The organism is Pseudomonas sp. B21-053, from assembly GCF_026016365.1.
Taxonomy (GTDB): Bacteria; Pseudomonadota; Gammaproteobacteria; order Pseudomonadales; family Pseudomonadaceae; genus Aquipseudomonas; species Aquipseudomonas nunensis.
Genome location: NZ_CP087205.1, coordinates 5,890,756 through 5,905,391, shown reverse-complemented (window position 1 = coordinate 5,905,391; position 14,636 = coordinate 5,890,756). Strand labels below are relative to the sequence as shown.

The 14,636-nt window shown below is 58.4% G+C and carries 14 protein-coding genes; 9 read left to right on the top strand and 5 right to left on the bottom strand.

The window, feature by feature from the left end; translation table 11 throughout:
- Window positions 1–42: 42 nt before the first annotated feature.
- From LOY68_RS26375 to norR, 3 genes are all read right to left on the bottom strand, one after another.
- Entirely contained in the window at window positions 43–501 is a 459-nt protein-coding gene (locus LOY68_RS26375) for a GNAT family N-acetyltransferase (RefSeq protein WP_265040829.1), read from the bottom strand.
- 26 nt (window positions 502–527) lie between these two features.
- Entirely contained in the window at window positions 528–1,430 is a 903-nt protein-coding gene (locus LOY68_RS26370; RefSeq protein WP_054045519.1) for a chemotaxis protein CheV, read from the bottom strand.
- A 190-nt stretch (window positions 1,431–1,620) separates the two neighbouring features.
- A complete protein-coding gene (gene norR / locus LOY68_RS26365) occupies window positions 1,621–3,171 on the bottom strand; it encodes a nitric oxide reductase transcriptional regulator NorR (RefSeq protein WP_163912087.1) in 1,551 nt (516 codons plus the stop codon).
- 148 nt (window positions 3,172–3,319) lie between these two features.
- Here norR and hmpA point away from each other — a divergent pair, with 148 nt between their 5' ends.
- The 7 genes from hmpA to cyoE all read left to right on the top strand — a co-directional run bounded on the left by hmpA (window position 3,320) and on the right by cyoE (window position 10,930).
- Entirely contained in the window at window positions 3,320–4,501 is a 1,182-nt protein-coding gene (gene hmpA / locus LOY68_RS26360) for an NO-inducible flavohemoprotein (protein ID WP_265040827.1), read from the top strand.
- A gap of 275 nt (window positions 4,502–4,776) precedes the next feature.
- The gene (locus LOY68_RS26355) at window positions 4,777–5,286 is read left to right on the top strand and encodes a disulfide bond formation protein B (protein ID WP_163912094.1); all 510 of its coding nucleotides are present in this window, start codon (window positions 4,777–4,779) and stop codon (window positions 5,284–5,286) included.
- Window positions 5,287–6,087: 801 nt separating this feature from the next.
- Entirely contained in the window at window positions 6,088–7,032 is a 945-nt protein-coding gene (gene cyoA / locus LOY68_RS26350) for a ubiquinol oxidase subunit II (protein ID WP_054613569.1), read from the top strand.
- A 3-nt stretch (window positions 7,033–7,035) separates the two neighbouring features.
- Window positions 7,036–9,066 carry a cytochrome o ubiquinol oxidase subunit I gene (cyoB, locus tag LOY68_RS26345; protein ID WP_265040826.1) on the top strand — a complete coding sequence of 677 codons (2,031 nt, stop codon included), beginning with the start codon at window positions 7,036–7,038 and terminating at the stop codon, window positions 9,064–9,066.
- 3 nt (window positions 9,067–9,069) lie between these two features.
- The gene (locus tag LOY68_RS26340; protein WP_163912099.1) at window positions 9,070–9,696 is read left to right on the top strand and encodes a cytochrome o ubiquinol oxidase subunit III; all 627 of its coding nucleotides are present in this window, start codon (window positions 9,070–9,072) and stop codon (window positions 9,694–9,696) included.
- Window positions 9,696–10,031 (top strand): cytochrome o ubiquinol oxidase subunit IV, encoded by a 336-nt coding sequence (gene cyoD / locus LOY68_RS26335; protein WP_054045505.1) that lies wholly within the window; start codon window positions 9,696–9,698, stop codon window positions 10,029–10,031. The genes LOY68_RS26340 and cyoD overlap by 1 nt, the downstream gene beginning before the upstream one ends.
- Window positions 10,032–10,042: 11 nt before the next feature.
- Window positions 10,043–10,930: a heme o synthase gene (cyoE, locus tag LOY68_RS26330; protein WP_054045503.1), complete on the top strand. Its 888-nt coding sequence runs from the start codon at window positions 10,043–10,045 to the stop codon at window positions 10,928–10,930.
- A gap of 205 nt (window positions 10,931–11,135) precedes the next feature.
- Here the strand turns inward: cyoE and LOY68_RS26325 are convergent, their stop codons facing one another.
- Window positions 11,136–12,545, bottom strand: coding sequence for a PLP-dependent aminotransferase family protein (locus tag LOY68_RS26325; RefSeq protein ID WP_265040822.1), 1,410 nt, complete (start codon window positions 12,543–12,545; stop codon window positions 11,136–11,138).
- A gap of 122 nt (window positions 12,546–12,667) precedes the next feature.
- Here LOY68_RS26325 and LOY68_RS26320 point away from each other — a divergent pair, with 122 nt between their 5' ends.
- Together LOY68_RS26320 and LOY68_RS26315 are read left to right on the top strand one after the other, a co-directional pair.
- On the top strand, window positions 12,668–13,153 hold the full coding sequence (locus LOY68_RS26320; RefSeq protein WP_054613572.1) for a RidA family protein: 486 nt from the start codon (window positions 12,668–12,670) through the stop codon (window positions 13,151–13,153).
- Window positions 13,154–13,301: 148 nt separating this feature from the next.
- The gene (locus tag LOY68_RS26315; protein WP_054045495.1) at window positions 13,302–13,796 is read left to right on the top strand and encodes a RidA family protein; all 495 of its coding nucleotides are present in this window, start codon (window positions 13,302–13,304) and stop codon (window positions 13,794–13,796) included.
- A gap of 79 nt (window positions 13,797–13,875) precedes the next feature.
- Here the strand turns inward: LOY68_RS26315 and LOY68_RS26310 are convergent, their stop codons facing one another.
- The gene (locus tag LOY68_RS26310) at window positions 13,876–14,580 is read right to left on the bottom strand and encodes a hypothetical protein (protein ID WP_265040821.1); all 705 of its coding nucleotides are present in this window, start codon (window positions 14,578–14,580) and stop codon (window positions 13,876–13,878) included.
- Window positions 14,581–14,636 lie beyond the last annotated feature (56 nt).

Genomic DNA, 14,636 nt, shown 5'->3' with positions numbered 1-14,636 from the left:
GCCTCTTCGCGGGCAAGCCTCGCTCCTACAGGGGGCGCGCTGTCAGGCCGGCACCGGCTCGCGGCGTACCACCCGCATTCCGGCGCTTTCGTACAATCGCTGCGCGCGCAGGTTGTGTTCCAGCACTTTCAAATCGACAAACCCTTCGCGGCGCTGCTGAAACGCTTTGAAAGCATTTAGCAGCAAAGCGCGGCCGAGTCCGAGGCCTTGGGCGCGGGGATGCACCACCAGGTTCTTGATGTAGGCGCTGGTCCAGCACTGGCACACACCGACGATCCCTTCGGCGTCGAGGGCGATGAAGCAGAGGCTTGGATCGTATTCAGGATCGGTTTCAAAGCGTCGCTGCCAGACGTCCAGCGCCGGCACGCGACCGCCGCCCTCGCGATAACCCAGTTCCATCAGCCGGTGTACGGCTTCGGCGAGTTCGGGGCGGTATTGGCACAGTTCGATACCGGTTGGCCAGGTGATGGCCGGCACCGCCTCCGCGAGGTTGCGCCGCATCAGAAAGCAAAAGTCCTCGGCCAAACTCAGTGGCCCTGCTCGGCGACAGCCTTGGCGGCTTCGATCAGGCACTTGGTCAGTTCTGGCGAGGAGAACTTGGTCAGTACCCCGTTGGCGCCGGCCAAACGGGCTTTTTCGCTGTTCATCGCGCTGTCCAGCGAGGTATGCAGCAGCACGTAAAGGTGCGAGAAATCCGGGGTTTCGCGCAGGGTGCGGGTGAAGGCGTAGCCGTCCATCTCCGACATTTCGATGTCCGAGACGATCAGGTTGATCTGCTGCGCGGTGCCTTGCAGGTCCAGCAGGCAGTCGATGGCTTCCTTGGCACTGCGCGCGGTGTGGCATTGCAGGCCGAGGTTGCGCAGGGTGTGCACCGATTGTTGCAGCGCGGTCTGGCTGTCATCGACCACCAGGATTCGCGCGTTGCCCAGGACTTCGGCGTCTTCCATGCTCAGTTCGGTCGGGGCCATTTCGATCTGCGCCGGGGCGATGCCGTGGATGACTTTTTCGATATCCAGCACTTGCACCAGCACACCATCGACCGAGGTCACGCCGGTGATGTACGAACGCACACCGCCGGAGCCGAAGGGCGGCGGACGGATGTCGGTGGTCAGGCAGTGCACGATCTTGCTCACGGCCTGAACGTGCAGGCCCTGTTTGGAGCGGCTGACGTCGGTGACGATCAGGCAGCCACCGTTGGGATCTTCCAGCGGTCGCTCGCCGATGGCGCGGCTCAGGTCGATCACCGACAACGACGTGCCACGCAGGGTGGCGATGCCTTTGACGTGGGGATGCGACTCCGGCAGCTTGGTCAGCGGCGGGCAAGGGATGATTTCACTGACTTTCAGCAGGTTGATCGCCATCAGCTTGCCGCTGCGCAAGGTAAACAGAAGAAGCGAAAGTGAATCTGCGCGGGCTTTGGTGGAGGACATAAAAACCTTCTTTGGAGAAAGGTGATGGGCGAATAAAAAGTCGCCAAAAGCTATTGATGCCGGGTTATCGACTTGTTGGGGGCAGGCTTTAGCGCCAATAAATCTCGGGTAGATCAAAGATCGCAGCCTTCGGCAGCTCCTACAGGGGAATACGATCGGCGTAGGAGCTGCCGAAGGCTGCGATCTTTGCTTATTTCATCCCCAATCGCTTGGCCATGCGCCCCAGATTCGCTCGATCCAAGCCTAGCTCACGGGCCGCGCTCGCCCAATTGTTGTTGTGGCGTTCCAGACAGGCGTTGATCAGTTGCCGCTGATAATCCTCGGTCGCCGCCCGCAAGTCACCCGAGACTAAAGGCATAGGGCTGACAGTCGGTTGCTCGGCAGGGAGCTCGACGCTGTCATGGGGCAAATCCAGGTCCGCCGCACTCAAACTGAGAATCTTCGGCCGTTCCTTGCAGTTGCCCAGCGCCTTCAATGCGCTGCGGCCAATCAAGTGTTCCAGCTCTCGCACGTTCCCTGGCCATTGATAAGCCAATAGCGCTGCTTGGGCATCGCTGTTCAGGCGCAAGCTGTTGAGGCCCATGCGCGAGCGGTTCTGTTCGAGGAAGAAACCGCTGAGCAGCAACACATCCCGCCCGCGATCACGCAGCGCGGGCACCAGCAGCGGATACACGCTCAGTCGATGATAGAAGTCAGCGCGATAGCGACCGCTGCGCACTTCTTCAGCGAGGTCGCGGTTGGTGGCTGCGATCAGCCGCACGTCCACTTGATGTTCTTTGTCCGAGCCCAGGCGCTGCAACTGACCGCTTTGCAGCACCCGCAACAGCTTGGCCTGTACGGTCAGGGACAGTTCACCGACCTCATCGAGAAACAGCGTGCCGCCATTCGCCAGTTCGAATTTGCCACGTCGGTCGCTCGTCGCCCCGGTGAACGCGCCGCGCACATGGCCGAACAATTCACTCTCGACCAGCGTATCCGGCAGCGCGGCGCAGTTGAGGCTGATGATCGGTTTGTCGGCCCGGGGCGAGGCGGCGTGAATTGCCTGCGCCACCAGTTCCTTGCCGACCCCGGTTTCCCCGGTGATCAGCACGGTCAGGTCGCTGCCGCCCACCAGGCTGATCTCTTCCACCAGGCGTTTGTGAGATTTGCTCTGGCCGATCATTTCGCGGTTCTGCTGGCCACTGGCCTGACGGTAAACCTCGGCGCGCTGGTGTTCGTCTTCCGCGCGATTGGCCAGCCGTTCGATGCGCTCGGCGGCGTTGACGGTCGCAGCGGCGAGGCTGGCGAAGGCTTGCAGAGCATCGAGTTCGATCGGTTCGAAACGCTCCGGGTCCAGCGCGTCGAGGGTCAGCAGGCCCCACGGACGCTCGTCAATAAACAGTGGGCAACCCATGCAATCGTGGACTTCCAGATGCTCGTCGAGTCCATCAACCAGACCGTCGTAAGGGTCGGGCAACTCGCTGTCAGCGGCGAAACGGGTCGGGCCGGGACTGCTCAGCAATGCTTCGAAGCGCGGGTGTTCGCTGACCTTGAAGCGCCGTCCCAAGGTGTCAGTGCTCAAGCCGTCCACCGCCAGCGGCACCAGCCATTCGCCATCGAGGCGCAGCAGCGCGGCGGCGTCGCAGGGCAGCAGGGCGCGCATGGCTTCGAGCAAGCGCCGATAGCGCTCGCCTTCGGGCAGTTCGCGGGACAGGTCCGAGACCAGCGGGAGCAGGGCAGTAAGCAGGGATTTTGCAGTCATAGTGACTCCGTGTAGTCGGTGTGACTATAAAGCAGCCTGTGTCGATATGACTACGTTGAATTCAACTATTTGATTTTTAAGCTTTTAATTGTTGGCATGGAAACTGATAAGCCTAAGGCATTCAAATCGAAGCTCAGGAGTCGCCCTAATGCTTAGCGTTCAAGACCGTGCCATCGTCAAATCCACCGTGCCGTTGCTGGAAAGCGGTGGCGAAGCGCTGATCACTCACTTCTACCGCATGATGCTCTCCGAATACCCGGAAGTCCGCCCGCTGTTCAACCAGGCCCACCAGGCCAGCGGTGACCAACCCCGCGCCTTGGCCAATGGTGTATTGATGTATGCGCGGCACATCGATCAGCTCGACCAGTTGGGCGATCTGGTGGCCAAGATCATCAACAAACACGTGGCCCTGCAGATTCTGCCGGAGCACTACCCGATTGTCGGCACCTGCCTGTTGCGTGCGATTGCCGAAGTGCTGGGCGAAGAAATCGCTACCCCGGAAGTCATTGCGGCGTGGGGCGCGGCTTACGGTCAATTGGCTGACATCCTGATCGGCGCCGAAACCAGCATCTACGACCAGAAAGAACAGGCACCGGGTGGCTGGCGCGGGGCGCGGGAGTTCATCGTCGCGGCCAAGGTCGAGGAAAGCGCGGAAATCACCTCGTTCTACTTCGAACCTGCTGACAAAGGCCCGATCCTCGCTGCCGAGCCAGGCCAGTACATCGGTATGAAGCTGATCCTGGATGGCGAAGAAATTCGTCGTAATTACTCGCTGTCCTCCCTCTCGGACAAAGGCCAATACCGCATCAGCGTGAAGCGCGAAATCGGTGGCCGCGCCTCCAACCACTTGCACGATCAACTGCATGTCGGCTCGAGCATCCAACTGTTCCCGCCATCGGGCGAGTTCACCCTGACCGCCAGCGATAAACCGCTGGTGCTGATCAGCGGTGGTGTCGGCATCACTCCGACCCTGGCGATGCTCGAAGCAGCGTTGGCGACCGAGCGGCCGGTGCACTTTATTCACTGTGCGCGTAACGGCAGCGTCCATGCGTTCCGTGACTGGATCGATGGTTTGGCCGAACGTCATCCGCAGCTCAAGCGCTTCTATTGCTACGCCGAAGATGACGGCGTGAGCCCGGCGGCGGACAAGGTTGGGTTGTTGAGTCAGGAGCAGTTGGGCGAATGGTTGCCGCAGCAGCGCGATCTGGATGCTTATTTCCTGGGGCCTAAAGGCTTTATGGCGGCGATCAAGCGGCATTTGAAAGCGCTGGGTGTGCCGGAGAAGCAGAGTCGTTATGAGTTCTTTGGGCCGGCTTCGGCGCTTGAGTAACGATTAAATACCGAGTCGCCTGCTTCGCGAGCAAGCCCGCTCCCACATGGGATTTCGGTTGAGCACAGGATTTGTGTTCACACCGGTCCCTGTGGGAGCGAGCTTGCTCGCGAAAGGCCGCACCACGGTCCCAATTCTTGCAAATCACCCAAAAATTAATCCCTTCTTAACCGGCCTGTCGTCTATTCCCCGACATCTACCGGCGCGCGCCAGGCTCTCCAAGGTCCGGGCCAGCGTGTAGACTTCCGGCAATCGATATTTAGAAGGGAAACGCGATGAGTGACGAAACGATGCGGTTGGGCCGTGAGCGGCGTTATCTGGTGCTGCTGGGCATCATCTGTCTGGCACTGATCGGCGGCGCGCTGTACATGCAAGTGGTGCTGGAAGAGGCGCCGTGCCCGCTGTGCATCCTGCAGCGTTATGCGTTGTTGCTGATCGCCATCTTCGCGTTCATCGGCGCCGCCATGCGCACCCGTCGCAGCCTCACCGTGTTTGAGGTGCTGGTGGTGATCTGTGCGCTGGGTGGCGTCGCTGTGGCGGGGCATCACGTGTATACGCAGTTCTATCCGGCGGTCAGCTGTGGCGTCGATGTGCTGCAACCGATAGTCGACGGCCTGCCCCTGGCGAAGATCTTCCCGCTGGGCTTCCAGGTCGATGGCTTCTGTGACACGCCGTATCCGCCGATCCTCGGCCTGTCGCTGGCACAGTGGGCGCTGGTGTCGTTTGTGCTGGTGGTGATCCTCGTGCCGCTGCTGGTCTCGCGTAATCGCAAGGCGCTGCGCTAACCCGCTGTACGTAACAAAAAACGCCCCGGTCCTCGTATAGAGGGCCGGGGCGTTTTGCATTTCAGAGCTCAGGTAAACAGACCGTGATGTGCGACAGCCAAGGGTGCGCAACGTGTGCGACATGTTGTCACAGCCAGAGTGTCGCAGGGCATTTCAAAGAGCTGAATTGGTGCATAGCTATGCAACGAAATCACCTCGTTTGAGCCGCTACCCATTTGTTCATCTTCATGGTGTATCAGGCAGTTTTAACAGGCTTCGGCGAATCGCCAGACCCCTTGCTTATCGGGGCTTTGAAGGGGGTAGGGGAAGGCAAGTTGCCATGAAGGCTGTCTGAACTGCGGGTCTTAGCCCCACAAATTTTGGTGTTTTTGTTGAGAATTAATTTCGATACCATGCCGAACTTTTGCAAAATCCGTTAATGATTGTTGCTGGATCGGATAAAAATTATTTCGGGATGAGACATGGTTTATGGGCGGCGACGTATCTACAATCGCCCGCACTGAATTCCCGGCGCTGCTCTCGTCTGAGCAAAATAGGGTGTCGAGAGGCTTAGCGGCTTTATGCGACTCCCAGGTGTCGGTGCCTTTCCGACTATCCGCACCAAATGGAATTGGTCTGTAACAAGGCCTTTGACCACGAATTCGAATAAGAACTCACCGCTAGCCCAGGATTTGTCGAACAGCGTCTGACGCGCGACGGGCAGCCCTTATTCAATCCAAGAAAAATGCCAACCCTTGGCAGGGTGAAGTGTTGGCGATCAAAACCCAACTGCATTGCGCAAGCTGCTTTAGAGGTCGTGAGATGAGTAAAAACAGGTACCCCAGACTACTAGGCTTATTGCCGCTGCTCGGCACGTTGCTGCTGTCAGGCTGCAACATGACCTTGCTCGACCCCAAGGGCCAGGTCGGCCTGGATGAGCGAAACCTGATCATCACCGCAACGCTGCTGATGCTGTTGGTCGTTGTGCCGGTCATCGTCATGACGTTCCTGTTCGCCTGGAAATATCGCGCTACCAACCCGGACGCGGTGTACGCGCCTAAATGGTCGCACTCCACCAAGATTGAAATCGCGGTATGGGCTGTTCCGGTCCTGATCATCATTGCGCTGGGTTACGTGACCTACATTTCGACCCACGCACTGGACCCGTACAAGCCGCTCGAATCCGACGTCAAGCCGATCACCGTTGAAGTGGTCTCCATGGACTGGAAGTGGCTGTTCATCTACCCGGAACAAGGCATCGCCACCGTTAACAAACTGGTGTTCCCGGCCAACACGCCAATCAATTTCAAAATCACCTCCGACACCGTGATGAACTCGTTCTTCATCCCGGGCCTGGGTGGCCAGATCTACGCGATGGCGGGCATGGAAACCAAGCTGCACCTGATTGCCAACCAGAACGCTGAATTCGACGGTATCTCCGCCAACTACAGCGGCGCGGGTTTCACCGGCATGAAGTTCAAAGCTATCGCCACTTCCCAGGCGGATTTCGATGCCTGGGTCAGTGATGTCAAGAAGGCACCTAAACAGCTGGAAAAAGCTGAATACGAAGCCCTTTCCAAACCAAGCCAGAACAACCCAGTCGAGCTCTATTCCTCGTTCACGCCAAACCTGTTCCAGATCATCGTCGACAAGTACGAAGGCATGAAACCGGGCGCGCCAATGCATCACGAGAAAAAAGAGCACGAAATGGCCGCCATGGAAGGGATGGACATGAGTTCGCATTCAGCTGCCGGGGCAGAGGAGTAAACGATGTTTGGTAAATTAAGTTGGGAAGCGGTCCCGTTCCACGAACCGATCGTGATGATTACCATCGCCATGATCGCGCTCGGCGGTCTGGCGGTGTTCGCTGCAATCACCTACTTCAAGAAGTGGACCTACTTGTGGACCGAGTGGCTGACGTCGGTCGACCACAAGAAAATCGGCGTGATGTACATCATCGTCGCCATGATCATGCTGCTGCGCGGTTTTGCCGACGCCATCATGATGCGTTCCCAGCTGGCCCTGGCCACCGAGGGGTCGCCTGGCTACCTGCCACCTGAACACTATGACCAGATCTTCACCGCTCACGGTGTGATCATGATCATCTTCATGGCGATGCCATTCTTCACCGGCCTGATGAACCTTGCAGTGCCGCTGCAGATCGGCGCACGTGACGTTGCCTACCCGTTCCTGAACTCCCTGAGCTTCTGGCTGCTGGTGTCCGGCGTTGTGCTGGTAAACGTGTCCCTGGGTGTCGGCGAATTCGCCCGTACCGGTTGGGTTGCGTATCCACCGCTGTCGGAACTGGGCTACAGCCCGGGCGTTGGTGTGGACTACTACATCTGGGCCCTGCAGCTATCGGGTCTGGGGACAACGCTAACCGGGGTTAACTTCCTGGCGACCGTGCTGAAGATGCGTACTCCAGGCATGAAGATGATGGACATGCCGATCTTCACCTGGACCTGCACCTGGGCCAACGTCCTGATCGTGGCTTCGTTCCCGATCCTGACCGCTACCCTGGCACTGCTGACCCTCGACCGTTACATGGATTTCCACATTTTCACCAATGAACTTGGTGGCAATCCAATGATGTACGTCAACTTGTTCTGGGCCTGGGGTCACCCCGAGGTTTACATTCTGATTCTGCCGGCGTTCGGGGTCTTCTCCGAAGTCATCTCGACCTTCTCCGGCAAGCGTCTGTTCGGCCACCACTCGATGATCTACGCTTCCGGCGCGATCTCGATCCTGGGCTTCATGGTCTGGCTGCACCACTTCTTCACCATGGGGTCGGGTGCCAGCGTCAACGCCTTCTTCGGTCTGGCGACGATGCTGATCTCGATTCCGACGGGGGTGAAGCTATTCAACTGGCTGTTCACCATCTATCGCGGTCGTCTGCAGTTCACCAGCCAGGTTCTCTGGACCCTGGGCTTCATGGTGACCTTCGCCATCGGCGGCATGACCGGCGTATTGCTGGCCATCCCGGGTGCTGACTTCGTACTGCACAACAGCCTGTTCGTGATCGCTCACTTCCACAACGTGATCATCGGCGGCGCAGTATTTGGCTACATCGCTGGTTTCGCTTTCTTCTTCCCTAAAGCGTTCGGCTTCAAGCTGCACGAAGGTTGGGGCAAGGCAGCGTTCTGGTTCTGGATCTCGGGCTTCTTCGTCGCGTTCATGCCGCTCTATGCACTGGGCTTCATGGGCATGACCCGTCGTCTGAACGCCACCACCAACCCTGAGTGGGTGCCTTACCTGCACGTAGCAATGTTCGGCGCGGTCATGATCGCCGTCGGTATTGCCTGCCAGTTGATCCAGCTGTACGTCAGTGTGCGTGACCGCAAGAAGCCAGAGAACATGTGCGAACACGGCGATCCGTGGAATGCCCATACCCTGGAATGGTCGACCTCGTCGCCACCGCCGTTCTACAACTTCGCGGTACTGCCGAAAGCGCCAGGCATCGACCCGTTCACTGAAGCCAAGGAAAACGGTACTGCGTACCAGACTCCGGCCAAGTACGAACCGATCCACATGCCAAACAACACCGCGACCGGTCTGGTCATGGGTGCTCTGTTGACCGTGTTCGGTTTCGCGATGATCTGGCACATCTGGTGGATGGCCATCTTCGGCCTCGCCGGTACCGTGATCTACTTCGTTATCCATGCTGCCCGTGATGACCAGGGCTATATGGTGCCGGTCGACGTGATCGAGCGCATCGAAGCCGAGCAGCACAAGCGTCTGGTAGCGGCAGGGAAAATCCCGGCTGGCGCCACCCGTGTTGAAACCTCGTTGGAACAGGCTTAAACCATGTCGAACTTAGTGACCAATGCTGGACACACCCATGTCGATGAACATGGGCACGATGACCATCACCACGACTCGGGCGAGATGACCGTATTCGGTTTCTGGCTCTACCTGATGACCGACTGCATTTTGTTTGCGTCGATCTTCGCGGTGTACGCGGTACTGGTTAACAACGTAGCGGGTGGCCCGTCGGGCCACGACATCTTCGAGCTGCCATACGTGCTGGGCGAAACCGCCTGCCTGTTGCTCAGTTCGATCACCTACGGCTTCGCCATGCTGGCGTTGTTCAAGGGCAACAAGAAAGCAGTGTTGGGCTGGTTGGCCATCACTTTCCTGTTCGGCCTGGGCTTCATCGGCATGGAGATCAACGAGTTCCACATGCTGATCTCCGAAGGCTACGGTCCTAGCCGCAGCGGCTTCCTGTCCGGGTTCTTCACCCTGGTCGGCACCCACGGTCTGCACGTGACCAGCGGTCTGATCTGGATGGCGATCATGATGTATCAGGTCAACAAACATGGCCTGACGTCGACCAACAAGACCCGCCTGAGCTGCCTGAGCCTGTTCTGGCACTTCCTGGACGTGGTCTGGATCTGCGTATTCACCGTTGTTTACCTGATGGGGACTCTGTAATGGCTAACGCTCATTCCCACGACAGCCACGACGCCGGTCACGGCAGCGTAAAGTCCTACGCCATCGGCTTCATCCTGTCGGTGATCCTGACGATCATTCCGTTCGGCCTGGTGATGTACCCATCGCTGCCGAAAGTCTGGACGCTGTGGATCGTACTGGCCTTCGCAGTGATCCAGGTGCTCGTTCACCTGGTGTACTTCCTCCACCTGGACCGCTCCGCCGCCCAGCGTAACAACGTGATTGCGTTTGTGTTCGCTGCGATGGTGATCGTCCTGTTGGTTGGCTTGTCGCTGTGGATCATGTTCAGCATCCACACCGTCATGATGGCGCACTGAGGAAAGTCCGGATGTCCTTTAAGCACTTTATCCAAATCACCAAACCGGGGATCATTTTCGGTAACGTGCTTTCTGTGGCAGGCGGATTTTTCCTGGCCTCGAAAGGGCATGTCGATCTGGCCATCTTCCTGGCCGCCATGATCGGCACGTCCCTGGTGGTGGCTTCCGGTTGCGTGTTCAACAACTGCATCGACCGCGACATCGACCTGAAGATGGAACGCACCAAGAACCGGGTGCTGGTCCAGGGCTTGATCTCCCTGAAACTGGCCCTGGTCTACGCGACCGTCCTCGGTATCGCCGGCGTTGCACTGTTGTACAAGGTGGCGAATCCACTGGCTGCGCTGTTTGCGGTCATCGGTTTTGTGATCTACGTCGGCTTCTACAGCCTGTACCTCAAGCGCAAGTCGGTTCACGGCACGCTGGTGGGCAGTCTGTCGGGCGCGATGCCGCCGGTAATTGGTTACGTCGCCGTGACCAACAGCTTCGACATGGCTGCGCTGACCCTGCTGGTGATGTTCAGCCTGTGGCAGATGCCGCATTCCTACGCCATCGCGATCTTCCGCTTCAACGATTACCTGGCCGCATCGATTCCGGTGCTGCCAGTGAAGCGCGGGATCCAGGTCGCCAAGAAGCACATCCTGCTCTACATCCTGGCATTCCTGGTCGCGACCCTGATGCTGACCTTCAGCGGCTACGCCGGCATGAGCTACCTCGCCGTCGCCGCGGCCATGGGCATGTACTGGTTGTACATGGCCTGGACCGGCTACAAGGCAGTGGATGACACGGTCTGGGCACGCAAGCTGTTCGTGTTCTCGATCTTCACCATTACCGCGTTGAGCGTGATGATGTCGCTGGACTTCAAAGTGCCGAGTGAGCTGTTGCTGACTTACGCGCCTTAAGGTTTAGCTGCTGAACTGAAAAGCCCCGCCTTCGAAAGAAGAGCGGGGTTTTTTATTGGGTTTTTTTAGTAGACCGAGTCAGCCCTTTCGCGAGCAGGCTCACTCCCACATTGGATCGGTGTTGCCGCCAGCCTCATGCCCGGCGCCAAACCCATGTGGGAGCGGGCTTGCTCGCGAAGGCTGCGCCGCGATGTATCAGGAAAACTCAGCGATCAAGCAACCGGAAAAACCGCTCGCGAACCTGGGCGTTATCGCTGTGCGCCACGTTGAATCGCATGAACTGGCTCGCCTCAGGGGATTTGCTGAGCAGGGTTCCAGGCGCCAGCACGAGGTCGTTTTCCAGACCTTTGCGCGCCAGGGTTTCGGCGTGCAGGCCTTCGGGCAAACGCGTCCAGATAAACAGTCCTTCACCGGGCAGCGAGGATACGGAACAACCGGCCTCCACCAACCAGCGCGCCACGCGGCTACTCGATTCATACAACCGATCCACCGTGCGCCGCGTATGTTTGGCATAGCTGCCATTGCTGAGCATCGTGCAGGTAATCTGCTCGGCGAATTCCGAGGTGACGCCGCCGCAGGCCATTTTCAGAGTGATCAGGCGTGCCGCCAGTTGCGGCGACAGCACCGCATAGCTGACCCGGCTGTTGGCCGTCAGGGTCTTGGAGAACCCGGACACGTAACTCACATTGTCCACGCCGCTTGCCGCCAGACGCGGTGTGCGGCGTTGCTGCAGGTCGCCATATAAATCGTCCTCGACGATGTGGAAGCCGTAGCGGTGGCTCAGCTCCATCAATCGATACACCTGAGCCGGGGAGAACGAGTGCCCGGTCGGGTTATGCAGCGTGCTGTTGGTCAGGTACAGCACGGGTTTGTGGGCGATCAGCGCTTGCTCGAAGGCCTCCAGGTCCAGGCCTTCGCAGCTACGGGGAACGGTGATGACCTTGGCGCCATGCAGCGCGAGGTTGGTGTGCATGTTGAAGTAGCACGGATCGTCGAGCAGCACCGTGTCGCCAGGCTTGATCAGCAGACGCATCAGCAGGTCGACGGCCTGCATGGTATTGGCGGTAGTGATGATCTGTTCCACCGGCACATCGATGCCAAACGTCGACAGTTTGACCCGCAACGCCTGACGCAATGGCAAATAACCGCCCGTGACGCCGTATTCGCCCATGCGCAGAGCGGTGGCGCGCAGGGTGCCGCGCACGGCTTTGAGCAGCTCTTCGGCGGGCAGCCAGGACGAGGGCAGGAATCCGCAGCCGGGGCGCAGGGCGCCGTTATCCAGCAATACGGCACGGCGGACGATGCTGAGGGTGTCCTGGGGTTGCAGGTCCGGGCCGGGTTCCACCGGGATCGTGGTGGTGGAACGATGCACGTAATGCCCCGAACCCTGGCGCGAAACCACCAGACCCTTGGCCCGCAAGTGGTCGAGAGCATCGACCACCGTGGACTTGCCCACATTCAACAGCTCGGCGAGTTCGCGAATCGGCGGCAGTTTGGCACCGTGTGGTAGCCCACCCTGGCTGATGGCGATCGACAGTTGCTCGACGATCTGTTGCACCAGCGGCACGCCTGGCTGGAACTCGATGGCGGCGATGACCGCGCGTTGAGCCTGCATTTTACTGGTCTCCCTGGCAGTAAAGTTCGCTGGATTCTATACGAACTTGCTCTGCTCAAGGCAAGCGTCTGTGCCTACCCTCGAAGGCGTGTTTCGCATGATTGATCTAGAAGGTGCTGTCAATGAACAAGCCAACCACCCGCGACGAACGCTTTATCGAGCTGGCCAAGGAGCACGGTTTCGACATCTACGACGAGAACACCGCCGGCGGGCATTACTCCCTGCTGGTCTGGCATGGCAATGAACTGTACGTCAGCGGCCTGGTGCCGCGCATGAACGGCAAAATCCAGTACCCCGGCCGAGTAGGTCTGGAACTCAACCTGGCGGATGCCCAGGCCGCCGCGAGCATCAGTGCTATCCGCGCCTTGGCGTTGATCATGGATGCCGTCGGTTCACTGGATAAAATCAAATCACTGATTCGTATCACCGTGCATGTCAAATCCACCTTTGATTTCGTTGATCTCAGTGAAGTGGCCAACGGTGCGTCAGATGTCTTTACCCATGTGCTGGGCGATGCCGGTAAACATACTCGCACCACCGTCGGTGTGTATCAGTTGCCGAAGAATGCCCCGGTAGAAGTGGATATGATCGTGGCTCTGGAACCCTAGGCCCTCTAGCAATCCCGAATCAAAAAGCCCCGCCTTCGAAAGAAGTGTGGGGCGTTTTCATTCAAGGTCGTGGCGAAAGGCTACCTTGGGCTAATCTGTCAAAAATCAGGGTTGTTAATGGAACGTTACAGAGGTGGGGTGGGGGGAAATGACGGGCCACATGACTTGCGATGAACGCTTCATCGCCTTGGCAGAAGAACTTGATTACGACATCTATGGCGAGAGCACCATCGGTTGGCATTTCGAGCCGCTGGTGCGGCACGACAATGAACTGTATGTCAGTGGGCTGGTGCCGCGTAAGCACGGCAAAGTCCAATATCCGGGCCGGGTAGGGCTTGAACTGACACTGGCGGATGCTCAAGTCGCCGCCAGCATCAGTGCGATGCGTGGCCTGGCATTGATTGTCGACACCATTGGTTCGCTGGATAAAATCAAGACGCTGTTACGTATCACGGTGTATGTAAAGTCCACGGCGGACTTTGCTGACCTGAGCGAGGTGGCCAATGGTGCCTCCGATGTATTCAGGCATGTATTGGGTGATGCCGGGAAACATACGCGAACGACAATCGGCGTTTATCAACTACCGAAAAATGCCGCTGTCGAGATGGACATGATCGTGGCGTTACGTCCTTCGTCGCCGTAACGTTTTATGGCCGACAACAAAAAGCCCCGCGCTGACTCTCAGCACGGGGCTTTTGGTTTTGCAGTACCGCTAAGCCGTATTACTGCGCGGCGATGCTGTAACCGTCAAACGCGGTTTGCTGTTGCAGCGCGGTGATAATGTTCTTGCGGTTGACCGCTTGCTCCGTCCCGGCATTGTCCAGGAAGGTTTCGCTTTCCAGCTCCGCTTCTTCACCTTCGCCGACAAAAGTGAAGCCAAGGAACTCGAGGGCTTCACGGTCAACGTTCAGGCGCGAGCGTGGCGTGCGCAGGGGCAGGGTGACGTTCACGCCATCCTTGCTGATGGTGAACACTTCGACTTCTTTCTTCGCGCGAGCAACCTTGCTCTTGCCGCTGCTCGGGTTGCTGATGGCTTGATGCGTCTGGTTCAGCACCTTCAGCGCCAGGCCGTAGACGATTTCCTGAAACGCCGGGTCGTCCTTGAAGCTGGACAGGATGCGGCTGATCGGGAATTTGCTGCTCAGGTCTTCCAGGGCGGCAATGTCGGAGGCTTCGGCATCCTTGAGTTGCTTGAGTTCGCCCATCAGTTCATAGGCTTTATCGTCGTCGAAGCTGTCGTGCGCCTGGCGAATTGCGGCGCGCAGCTCGCGGATCTGATCGCTTTCCCGGGTGGACTGGAAAGCGTCCAGGACCATCTCGCTGATGGTCTTGGCCTGGGGCACGTGCTGTGAAAGATTGATGGAGTTTTCGTATTCCGCTTTGGACGACAAGGTGACTACGGATTCAGCGGTGTTGGAATCGGACATTGAAATTTCACTACTTCTTTTAACTTGAGTTGAGGCGAGAAAGCGCTTGGCCTTTT

Bases quoted from the DNA above. Each gene is read 5' to 3' on its own strand.
- LOY68_RS26355 (WP_163912094.1), top strand. From the start codon at position 4,777: ATGAGTGACGAAACGATGCGGTTGGGCCGTGAGCGGCGTTATCTGGTG.
- LOY68_RS26315 (WP_054045495.1), top strand. From the start codon at position 13,302: ATGACGGGCCACATGACTTGCGATGAACGCTTCATCGCCTTGGCAGAA.
- cyoA (WP_054613569.1), top strand. From the start codon at position 6,088: ATGAGTAAAAACAGGTACCCCAGACTACTAGGCTTATTGCCGCTGCTC.
- LOY68_RS26320 (WP_054613572.1), top strand. From the start codon at position 12,668: ATGAACAAGCCAACCACCCGCGACGAACGCTTTATCGAGCTGGCCAAG.
- LOY68_RS26370 (WP_054045519.1), bottom strand. From the start codon at position 1,430: ATGTCCTCCACCAAAGCCCGCGCAGATTCACTTTCGCTTCTTCTGTTT.
- cyoE (WP_054045503.1), top strand. From the start codon at position 10,043: ATGTCCTTTAAGCACTTTATCCAAATCACCAAACCGGGGATCATTTTC.
- LOY68_RS26375 (WP_265040829.1), bottom strand. From the start codon at position 501: ATGCGGCGCAACCTCGCGGAGGCGGTGCCGGCCATCACCTGGCCAACC.
- cyoD (WP_054045505.1), top strand. From the start codon at position 9,696: ATGGCTAACGCTCATTCCCACGACAGCCACGACGCCGGTCACGGCAGC.
- LOY68_RS26325 (WP_265040822.1), bottom strand. From the start codon at position 12,545: ATGCAGGCTCAACGCGCGGTCATCGCCGCCATCGAGTTCCAGCCAGGC.
- LOY68_RS26340 (WP_163912099.1), top strand. From the start codon at position 9,070: ATGTCGAACTTAGTGACCAATGCTGGACACACCCATGTCGATGAACAT.
- hmpA (WP_265040827.1), top strand. From the start codon at position 3,320: ATGCTTAGCGTTCAAGACCGTGCCATCGTCAAATCCACCGTGCCGTTG.
- cyoB (WP_265040826.1), top strand. From the start codon at position 7,036: ATGTTTGGTAAATTAAGTTGGGAAGCGGTCCCGTTCCACGAACCGATC.
- LOY68_RS26310 (WP_265040821.1), bottom strand. From the start codon at position 14,580: ATGTCCGATTCCAACACCGCTGAATCCGTAGTCACCTTGTCGTCCAAA.
- norR (WP_163912087.1), bottom strand. From the start codon at position 3,171: ATGACTGCAAAATCCCTGCTTACTGCCCTGCTCCCGCTGGTCTCGGAC.